The following is a 9,621-nucleotide window of genomic DNA, read 5'->3' on the forward strand; positions in this document are numbered from 1 at the left end:
AGCGCGGCGACCACCGCGAGGCCGTCGATGTTCACGCCCCCGACCTGCCCCTTGTCCACGCGCCACGCCAGCACGGCCTGCCGCCCCATCGTCTCGGCTTCGCTGTTCATGATGCAGCCGCCGGCGAAGACCTCCGCGGTCCGTGCTTCGACGTACGTGCCGCTGACGGTCGGCGTCGTCGTCCGCGCCGCGGCGGGCGTCGCCGAATCGGCGGCCAGCGTGGGGGCGGCGGTGAGCATCATGGCAAGAGTCAGGGCAACACGGGTCATGGGAGCCTCACAAGCAATTCACAATTCACAATTCAGAATGAGGCGCAGCTCGAAGCAGATGAGCTTCGAACAACGCCTGCAATCAAGCCAATATCGTCAGGGCTGCACATCGAGCATGAAGCCCCGGCGCCTTCGCGACAAGCAGAATTCGATGTCCTGCGGGCGCCGGTCACTGCGGATGCCGGGCGCGGCGCGCTGCTCTTTTCATTCTGACGTCTGAACAGGCTCCTTCTGGACCCGGAGAGCCCCCGGCAGATCTTCGGTGTTGGCTGCGCGCTTCATTGTGAATTTTGAATGCTGAATTCTTCCCGACACCACCGCCGAGCCGCCCAGAATCACGGCAATCGCCACGACGATGCGCCAGGTGAGCGGCTCGTGGAGGAGCCAGGTGCCGAGGACGACGGCGACGACCGGGTTTACATACGGGTAGAGCGACACGATGGACATCGGCAGGTGCCGCAGGGCATAGGTGTACGCCACGAACCCCACCAGGCTCCCCGCCACGAAGAGGTAGGCCACCGCGGCGGCGCTGCGCGCCGTCCAGGTGAGGCGTCCGTACTCGCCGAGCAGACCGGACACCGCCAGCATCACCAGACCACCGGCCAGCATCTGTCCCGCCGCCGACACGAGCGGGTCGGTGTCGTGCAGGCGCTGCTTCGAGACCGTCGAGCCCACCGACCAGCCGACGCACGCCAACTGCGTGGCGATCAGGCCGCCGATCCAGGTCCAGCCCGACGTCGCCGACATCGCCGCCAGGAGGTCCGGCCACACCAACAGGAGAATGCCCGAAAAGCCGATCGACAGGCCGACGACCGTTCGCCGGGTCAGTCGCTCGCCGCCGGCCAGTGACTCGATGCCGACCATCCAGAACGGCGTCGACGCCACCAGCACCGCCACGAGGCCGCTGGCCATGAACTGCTCGGCCCAGACCACGCCGCCGTTGCCGAAGCCGAGCATCGCCAGGCCAATCAGGAAGAAGGTTGGCGCCCGGCGCCAGTCCGGCCACTCGTGCCCGAGCAGGCGGAGGGCCACGGCGAGCACGGACCCGGCCAGCGTGAAGCGCATGCCGCCCAACAGGAACGGTGGGACCGTCTCCAGCGCGACCTTGATGCCGAGATAGGTCGTACCCCAGAAGACGCAGACGGCCGCGAAGGCAATGTACGCAAGCTGTCGGGTCGACAGGCCTCTCATCGCGCCACCGCGGTCGCGGCTCGAGGGTCATCGGCGGAGCCGTCACCCTGTCGCGTCGACGGCCCGAGCGGAAGTCTGACGGTTTCCTTCACCGTCTCGAGCACGACCGTGGTGCGGGTGGAGACGACGCCGGGAATTCGTCCAAGTCGTTGACGGAGAAGGGTTCCAAGGTGCTGGGCGTCGCTGGTGCGCACCTTCAGCAGGTAGCAGTCGTCGCCCGCGACGTGATGAACCTCGAGCACCTCGGGCACGGCAGCCAGGCGAGCGCCCGCAGACTCCTCCTGCTCACCGGTACCGGAGACACGCACCGCCACGAAGGCCAATTGACCTAAACCAACGGTTCGCGGGGCGACCAGCGCGGCGTAGCCCTGGACGATACCGCGGCCCTCGAGTTTACGGAGGCGCTCCAGCACCGCGGAAGGCGCCAGCCCGACCGTTCGAGCCATGTCTGCCTGGGAAACGCGCGCGTTCTCCTGAAGCATCTCCAGTAGCTGGAGGTCAACGACGTCCAATGTTCTGTCAACGGCACTCATGGCAGAACATTACAACAAGTAATTCAGAATTCAGAGTTCAAAATGCGGCGCGGGGCAAGCATCGCCATGCATCCGCAGAGCTTAGGCACGACAACACAGCGCGGGGCGAACGCCGCCAGGCATCCGCAGGGCGTCGGCACGTTCGGGCTGGGGCGTCGGCGGAGGTCGCGGGGGGAGGACTGTCGACCTGAAGGTCGACAGCTACGTGTACTCAATAGCGCGGAGCGAGGATGTGCTCGCCCCGCGCTTCATTCTGAATCTTGAATTCTGAATTGTTCAGTGGCAGCAGCCGCGGCCGTTGCCGGCGACGCAGCAGGCCGCGTTCGCCGCACTGCCATCGGGGCCCATGGCCTTCTGGGTCTGGGTGCACCAGTACGCGGTGGCGTCCCAGGTGCCGGCGTGCTTCTGCTCGCCCGGGTCCGGCGTCGTCAGGACGTACATGCCCTTGTGTCGCAGGTGGGCGCAGTGCACGTCTGGCGACACCAGGCGGGATTCAGGAACGGGATGAGCCATGGTTCCCCTCTCAGGCCGAGACGCCGGCCGCGTGCAGGAGCGCCCGCTTCACCGCGGTCTTCGCCACCTGCACCTTGTATGCGTTCTGGGTCATCGGCGTGGCGCCTGCCAGCGCCGCCTCCGCCGCCTTCGTCGCCGTCGCCTCGTTGAGGGGCTGTCCCTTCAACGCGGCCTCCGCTTCGGGTGACCGCCACGGGATCGGTGCGACCGCGCCCAGCACCACGCGCGCGTCCGTCACGGTGGATCCCTGCAGCTGCAGCGCGACCGACGCAAACGCGATGGGCCAGTCGTGCGAGCTGCGGAAGCGCACCTCGTACGTCGCGCTCTTCATCGCCCTGGCCGGCGGCACGATGACGTGGGTCAACAGTTCGTCGGGCCGCAGGGCGGTCTCACCGTACAGGTTGCGTTCCGGGAGCTCGAAGAACTCCTCGGCCAGCACCTCGCGCTCCCCGCGCGGGCCGACGATGCGCACCTTGGCGCCGAAGGCCACCAGCGGCACCGCCAGGCTCGACGGATGGACGATGTGGCAGGGGCCACCGCCGAAGATGGCGTGGAACTGGTTCTCGCCGTCCACGGAGTAGCACCGCGCCCCGCCCTTCTTCAGGCACGGGAACTCCTCGTTGCGGTAGTACCAGCAGCGAGGCCGCTGCATCAGGTTGCCACCCACGGTCCCGAGGTTCCGGATCTGCGGCGTGCCGACTTCGGCCGCCGCCTCCATCAGGGCCTGGTACTGCGCGGTCACCGTCGGATGCGCCTGCAGGTCCACGAGCCGGACTGCCGACCCGATGCGCAGGCCGCCGTCCGGCGTGGCCGTGATGGTGCCGTCGAGGCCCTTCACGTTCACCAGGCGATCGGGTGTCGCGATGCGGTCCTTCAGCAGGGACACGAGGTCCATGCCGCCGGCCAGGGGCAGCACCTTGCCCCGCTCGCGCCCGAGGGCGGCGAGGGCCTGCTGCTCGTTGGCAGCCTTCACGTATGCGAACGGCTTCACTGCGTGCCTCCTGCGCGTTCGCCCTCGAGGGCGGTCAGCACCTTCTGCGGGGTGAGGGGAATGCTGCGGACCCGCACGCCGATGGCGTTGGCCACGGCGTTGGCGATGGCCGCCGCGGTCGAGATGGTCGGCGGCTCACCGATGCCGATGACGCCGCGCTCCGGCTGGTTCATCAGCATGATGTCGATCTTCGGGATGTCGCTCATCCCCGGCACCAGGTACCACTCCATGTTCGGATTCACCTGCATGGCCGTGTTCCGGTCCAGGATGCGGTCCTCGTACAGGGCATATCCCACGCCCATGACCATGCCGCCGATGCACTGGCTCTCGGCGGTGAGCTGGTTGACGATCAAGCCGCAGTCCTGCACGCAGAGGATGCGATCGACCTTGGCGATACCGGTCTCGATGTCCACGGACACCTCGGCGAACTGCACGCCGCTCGACCCACTCGCCGACAGCCCCGGCTCCCACCCCGCATTCACCGACACCGGCGTCGTCTGCAATCGCTTGCAGGCGTCGGCCCACGACAGGCCCTTCCCTGGCGTGGTCTTCGAGTGGACCCGCCCACCGCTGGCCGTGATGTCGGCTGCCGCCACGCCGATGGCCGGCGCGACGCGGGTCGCCAACTCCTGGAGCACCTTGCTCACGGTGACGCGAATCGCCGGCGAGACGGCCGGCGCGGTCGTCGACCCCCCGCTCCCCCCGCTGAACGGGTAGTTGCTGTCGCCGAGTTCGACCTTGATGTCCTTCACCTGCAGGCCGAGGGTCTCGGCCGCGATGACGGCAATCAGCGTGCGGGTGCCGACGCCCAGATCCTGCGTGCCGCAGCGCACGACCACGCCGCCGTCCGGGAGGATCTCGCACTGGGCCTGCGTGCCGCGCCCGCCGCCGCCCCACCGGTTGGCCGCGCAGCCCATGCCGCGCTTGATCGGTCCTGGGGTCGGATCCCCCGTGGCATGCCGCTTGTCCCAGCCGAACTTCGACGCGCCGATCTTGAAGTACTCGCGCCACATGGCGTTGGGCGCCTGCGGGGGGAGGTTCCGGATGCGGAACTCGATCGGATCCATCTTCACGCGATCCGCGAGCTCGTCCATCAGCATCTCGGTGATGAAGCAACCCTGCGGATGGCCCGGCGCGCGCATCGCGCGCTGCTGACCGGCGTTGATGTAGACGTCCTTGTGGACGCGCCGACGATTCGGGAACGTGTAGATGTAGGGCAGCGGGAAGCCGGACGACGCCCCGGCGCCGCCGGTGCCCCAGCTCTCGGCCTCGAAGGCCGTCAGCATGCCGTCGGCCGACACGCCGGCCTTGATCTTCGCGTACGCCGACGGGCGATTGCCCGCCGCCAGATGCTCCTCGCGGCGGTCCAGCATCAGCTGCACCGGCGCCTTCGCCTCCTTGGCGAGACGCGCGCACGCGATCCCCTGGACGTCCGGTCCGAACTTGCTGCCGAACCCGCCGCCCATGTGCTCGGTGATCACGCGGACGTTGGCCTGCGGAATCCCCAGGCTGGTCGCGAACCCCTCGCGCGTGCCGTGCACCGCCTGCGTGCTCACCCACGCCGTCAGCTTCTCGCCCTCCCACTCGCACATGCAGCCGTGCGTCTCGAGCGACACATGCGTCTGCACCTGCGTGTTGTACGTCTGTTCGACGATGTGGGCGGCGGCGGCGAATCCGGCGGTGATGCTGCCTTCTTCCTCGGTCTGCGACGCCTTCACGTTGCCACCCTCGAACACCGGCGGCGCCTCCGGCTGCAGCGCCTGCTCCACGTTGGCCAGGAACGGGAGAATTTCGTATTCGACCTTGATCGCGCGGGCGGCGTCGCGGGCCTGATCCTCGGTGACGGCCGCCACGGCCGCCACTTCATCGCCCACGTACATCAGCTTGCCGCCCACCTTCGCGATCGGCACGGCCGCCTTGACGCCGGGCATCTTGAGCGCGGGCCCGAGGTCGAGCGCCGTGATGCGCGCGTGCGGGTGTGGCGACCGCAGGATGCGCCCGTACAGCATGCCCGGGCGCTTCATGTCGTAGGAGTACTTCGCCCGACCCGACACCTTCACCGGGCCGTCGATCCGGTTGACCCGCGTGCTCAGGATCCTGCGTTCCTTCGGCCACGCATAGGGAGAGTTCGGATTGGCGGTCGCCGGCAGGTTGACCTCGGCCACCTGCTCGCCGGCGATCGACTCGTCCAGCGGCATCATCGGTTCGTCAGCCACGGGCGCCTCCCTTCACCGACAGCGCCGCTTCGAGCAGTCGCACGTACGTCCCGCAGCGGCAGATGTTGCCGTCGAGCGCCTTCTTGGCCTGCGCCGCCGTGGGGTTGGGCGTCTTGTCGAGCAGGGCCACCGTCGACATCACGAAGCCCGGCGTGCAGAAGCCGCACATCGTGCCGTCCTTCTCGAAGATCGCCTGCTGCACCGGGTGCAGCACCGTGCCCTGCGTGAGCCCCTCGATCGTGCGGATGTCGGCCCCCTCGGCGTCGACCGCCAGCACGGAACAGGCATAGGCCGTGCGCTTGTCGATCGTCACGGTGCAGGCCCCGCAGGACCCGCGGTCACACACGCGCTTGGCGCCCGTCAACTCGAGCTGCTGGCGCATGGCGTCGAGCAGGGTCGTCCGTGGCTCCACGGTCACCGTGCGCTTCTGGCCATTGATGGTCAGGGTCAGCGGGGCCGCCTCGGGCCCCACCACCGTGGCCCCCTGGGCCTCGGCTGCGTCAGGCGCGATGGCCGCCGCCACGACGGGCGTGACACCCACCGACTTGAGGAACGTGCGTCTGGAGAAATTCGGGCTGGACGCCGACGCCTCCGCCGGAGCAGAGGAGGGTGAGTCCTCTCCAGCAGGGCGCGAACGCGTGTGTTCGGACACGGGTACCTCGCTGTTCGGAAGCAGAACTGCTATCGAGTGCCTAGCCTACTACCACCGCCACCCAATTCAGCATGCAAAATTCAGAATGAAGCGCGGGGCAGGCAGGGGTGGATCTGCCGAGCGCCGCGACGTCACGCCAGCCCGGATTTCGCCATGGAATGGTTCTGAGCGTTGGGCAGGGGCGACCCAGCTGGCCCCGCGCTTCATTCTGAATTTCGAATTTTGAACTTCTCTGGCAGACTCCCACCGTGCTCAGCCAGGGATCGCTGTCGCGGCCGCGCCAACTCACGCCGCCGCAACTGCTCATCCTCAGCTTCTTCGGCCTCATCGTCGTCGGCACCGCGCTGCTGTCCCTGCCCTGGGCGTCGGCGGGCCTGCGCCTGCCCTGGCACGCTGCGCTGTTCACCGCGACGTCGGCCGTCTGCGTCACCGGTCTGATCGTCGTCGATACGCCGGTGGACCTGTCGGCGTTCGGCCAGGTCATCGTCCTGCTGCTCATCCAGGCCGGCGGCCTCGGGTACATGACGTTCTCGACGCTCATCGGCGTCGCCCTCGGCCGACGGGTCACGTTGCAGGAGCGGCAGACGCTCGTCGAAGGGCTCAATGCGTTCGGCCCGGGTGAGGTCGTGCGGTTCGCCTGGGGGGTGCTGCGGGTGACGCTCGTCATCGAGTGCCTCGGCGCGCTGATCCTGGGAGCCTGGTGGGCCAGCACGCATGGCCTGGCGCGCGGAGCCTGGTTCGGGGTCTTCCACGCGGTGTCGGCCTTCAACAACGCCGGGTTCTCTCTGTTCTCCGACAACCTCGTCGGCGCCAGCGACGAGCCGATCGTGCTCCTGACGGTCTCGATGCTCGTGATTCTCGGCGGTCTCGGGTTCTTCACCATTCTCGAGGTCGCGTCGCTCCGGCGACGGTCCCTGAAGCTGTCCGTGCACTCGCAACTGGTGATCGCCGCGACGGCGGTCCTGCTCGTCGGCGGCACCATCGCGCTCTATCTCCTCGAGCGCGACAACCCGCAGACGCTCGGCGCCCTCCCGGCCGGGCAGGCCTGGCTCGCCGCCTGGTTCCAGTCCGTCGTCACGCGGACTGCCGGCTTCAACTCCATCGCCATCGGCGCGTGTCAGCCCTCCGCCCTCTTCGTGATGACCATCCTGATGTTCATCGGGGCCGCGCCGGGCAGTACCGGGGGCGGAGTCAAGGTCAGCACCGTGAGCGTGCTGCTGGCGGCGCTCTGGGCCACGGCGCGCGGGGAGACCGATGCCGTCGTCTTCAAGCGCCGGGTGCCGCAGGAGCAGATCGCCCGGGCCTTCCTCATCTGTCTCGTGGCGTTTCTGGCCGTCAACGCGCTGGCGGCCATCCTGCTGGCGCGGGAAGGTCGAGAGCTGCTGCCGACGCTGTTCGAAGTCGTCTCGGCCTTCGGCACCGTGGGCATGTCCACCGGCGAAGGGGCCAGCCCCCTGAGCCTCAGCGGGCACTTCTCCGTTCCCGGGCAGCTGCTGATTGCCCTGATGATGTTTGCCGGGCGCCTCGGGCCCCTGACGCTCCTGATGGCCGTGGCCCGCCGCAGCGAAGCCTCCCGCATCCGCTACCCGGAGGGGAAGGTGCTGATTGGATAGCGCCCAGGTCGAACGCAGAACGCAGAACGCAGAACGCATGTACTGACGATGACGGCCCGTTCGGAGAACGGGCCCTACCCAGCCCGGTCCCCGACTCCCGCTTCCCGACTCCCGACTCCCGACTCCCGACTCCCGACTCCCGACTCCCGACTCTCTTCTGTCATGTCCAAACGCCTCTACGCTGTCATCGGTCTCGGTCGGTTCGGGTCTGCCGTCGCTTCCACGCTCGTTTCGCTCGGCCAGGACGTGATCGGCGTCGATGACGATGAGGAGCGCGTCCGCGAGATGGGCGAGCTCACGACCAACGCCCTGCAGATCGACGCCACTGACCTCCGGGCCCTCCGGCAGGCCGGCGTCAACGAGGCCGACGTCGCGATCATCTCGATCGGGGAGAACATCGAGGCGAGTCTGCTCGTGGTGATGCAGGTCAAGGACCTCGGCGTGCCCGAGATCATCGCCAAGGCGGTCACGCCCCTGCACGGGCGCATCCTCGAGAAGCTGGGCGTGTCGCGCGTCATCTTCCCCGAGCGCGAGATGGCCGAGCGGACGGCCCGCAGCCTGGTCATCCCGAATGCCCTCGACTACATCGCGCTGTCGAAGGACCACTCGCTGGTGGAAGTCACCGTGCCGACGCCCTTCGTCGGGCATACGCTCCGGAGCATCGAGCTGCGCGCCCGACACGGCCTCACCCTCGTGGCCATCAAGCGGCAGGTCGACGGCACCGAGCAGACCATCGTCTCGCCCCAGGCCGATCAGACGCTGCTGGCCGGCGACATCGTCGCCCTGCTCGGCAGCAACGAGAAGCTCGCGCTGATCGAGCGCATTCGCTGAGGGCCTGACGCGAAAGACCCCCGGCAGCGCGACAGGTCGCGACACCGGGGGCCTCAGGGCTGGGGAGCCCGCCGCGTCAGGGGACCACGCCAGGGAGGGACGCCCCCGGGGTCACCCCGCGCGGAAACCGATCCTGCCTACCTACTTCTTGCGCCGCCCCGCCACACCGGCGCCGACCAGGCCGAATCCGAGCAGCATCAGCGTTGTCGGCTCCGGCACGCTCGGGTCGCCCGGATCCGTCGGGCAATCGGGGTCGAACGAGCTCGGCAGGCACGCCTGGAGCTTGGCGCTCTGGCCCTGCGGCAGCCCCTGGAGGTGCATGTACGCCGCGTTCTCGAACGAGGTCGCGCTGAGCGCCGTGGCGGCGTCGAGGTAGAACGAGATCTTCTCACCCGCGTCGAAGCGCTTGGCGCCGCCACCCGAGTTGCTGGTCGTGTAGTTGAACGAGAAGTTCAGCGTCTGGGTCAGCCCGCCACCGGTGCCGTTCGGCGCGCCGTACGACAGCGTCGGGGCCTGCACCGAGCCGAGCACCGACGTGAAGTTCTCGACCGCGGTCGGATTCGGCAGGCCACCGGCATAGAACAGGGACAACTGGCTGATGAAGCCGTTGGTGTTGTTCGTGATCTCGATGAACACGCGGCCGATGTCGGCTGCCGGCACGTCAGGCGCGTTGTTGATGTTGACGACGACGCCACCGAGGGCGACCCCACAGCCGGTGTTGCTGTAGCAGTCGGCCACGTTGATGGTCAGGGCCTGGGCGGCGGGTGCTGCCACGCCGAGGACGGCGACCACCGAGAGAAGCGAGAAGACAT

The 9,621-nt window shown here is 68.3% G+C and carries 9 protein-coding genes and 1 pseudogene; 2 read left to right on the forward strand and 8 right to left on the reverse strand.

The annotated features are described in order from the left end of the window. The 7 genes and pseudogenes from Q0C41_RS27085 to Q0C41_RS27115 all read right to left on the reverse strand — a co-directional run. Positions 1–269 (reverse strand): annotated as a pseudogene (locus tag Q0C41_RS27085) (DUF1326 domain-containing protein); the annotation flags it as partial. A gap of 204 nt (positions 270–473) precedes the next feature. Continuing rightward, entirely contained in the window at positions 474–1,460 is a 987-nt protein-coding gene (locus Q0C41_RS27090; RefSeq protein ID WP_291989384.1) for an EamA family transporter, read from the reverse strand. Beyond that, the gene (locus tag Q0C41_RS27095; RefSeq protein ID WP_291989386.1) at positions 1,457–1,993 is read right to left on the reverse strand and encodes an Lrp/AsnC family transcriptional regulator; all 537 of its coding nucleotides are present in this window, start codon (positions 1,991–1,993) and stop codon (positions 1,457–1,459) included. Before Q0C41_RS27095 ends, Q0C41_RS27090 begins: the two co-directional genes overlap by 4 nt. A 276-nt stretch (positions 1,994–2,269) precedes the next feature. Then, complete coding sequence (locus Q0C41_RS27100) at positions 2,270–2,506, reverse strand: hypothetical protein (RefSeq protein WP_291989388.1); 237 nt, start codon at positions 2,504–2,506, stop codon at positions 2,270–2,272. A 10-nt stretch (positions 2,507–2,516) separates the two neighbouring features. After that, positions 2,517–3,497: a xanthine dehydrogenase family protein subunit M gene (locus Q0C41_RS27105; RefSeq protein WP_291989390.1), complete on the reverse strand. Its 981-nt coding sequence runs from the start codon at positions 3,495–3,497 to the stop codon at positions 2,517–2,519. Continuing rightward, positions 3,494–5,713, reverse strand: a complete 2,220-nt coding sequence (locus Q0C41_RS27110; protein ID WP_291989391.1) for a xanthine dehydrogenase family protein molybdopterin-binding subunit — start codon at positions 5,711–5,713, stop codon at positions 3,494–3,496. Before Q0C41_RS27110 ends, Q0C41_RS27105 begins: the two co-directional genes overlap by 4 nt. Next, entirely contained in the window at positions 5,706–6,254 is a 549-nt protein-coding gene (locus Q0C41_RS27115) for a (2Fe-2S)-binding protein (protein ID WP_291989393.1), read from the reverse strand. The genes Q0C41_RS27110 and Q0C41_RS27115 overlap by 8 nt, the downstream gene beginning before the upstream one ends. 359 nt (positions 6,255–6,613) lie before the next feature. Here Q0C41_RS27115 and Q0C41_RS27120 point away from each other — a divergent pair, with 359 nt between their 5' ends. Both Q0C41_RS27120 and Q0C41_RS27125 read left to right on the forward strand, forming a co-directional pair. Continuing rightward, a complete protein-coding gene (locus Q0C41_RS27120) occupies positions 6,614–7,978 on the forward strand; it encodes a TrkH family potassium uptake protein (RefSeq protein ID WP_291989395.1) in 1,365 nt (454 codons plus the stop codon). A 162-nt stretch (positions 7,979–8,140) separates the two neighbouring features. Next, complete coding sequence (locus Q0C41_RS27125; RefSeq protein WP_291989397.1) at positions 8,141–8,809, forward strand: TrkA family potassium uptake protein; 669 nt, start codon at positions 8,141–8,143, stop codon at positions 8,807–8,809. A 141-nt stretch (positions 8,810–8,950) separates the two neighbouring features. Here the strand turns inward: Q0C41_RS27125 and Q0C41_RS27130 are convergent. Beyond that, the coding region (locus tag Q0C41_RS27130) for a PEP-CTERM sorting domain-containing protein (RefSeq protein ID WP_291989400.1) at positions 8,951–9,621 on the reverse strand (671 nt) is incomplete at its 5' end.

The organism is Luteitalea sp., from assembly GCF_022842525.1.
Classification (GTDB): domain Bacteria; phylum Acidobacteriota; class Vicinamibacteria; order Vicinamibacterales; family Vicinamibacteraceae; genus Luteitalea.

Bases quoted from the DNA above. Each gene is read 5' to 3' on its own strand.
- Q0C41_RS27090 (WP_291989384.1), bottom strand. From the start codon at position 1,460: ATGAGAGGCCTGTCGACCCGACAGCTTGCGTACATTGCCTTCGCGGCC.
- Q0C41_RS27125 (WP_291989397.1), top strand. From the start codon at position 8,141: ATGTCCAAACGCCTCTACGCTGTCATCGGTCTCGGTCGGTTCGGGTCT.
- Q0C41_RS27095 (WP_291989386.1), bottom strand. From the start codon at position 1,993: ATGAGTGCCGTTGACAGAACATTGGACGTCGTTGACCTCCAGCTACTG.
- Q0C41_RS27100 (WP_291989388.1), bottom strand. From the start codon at position 2,506: ATGGCTCATCCCGTTCCTGAATCCCGCCTGGTGTCGCCAGACGTGCAC.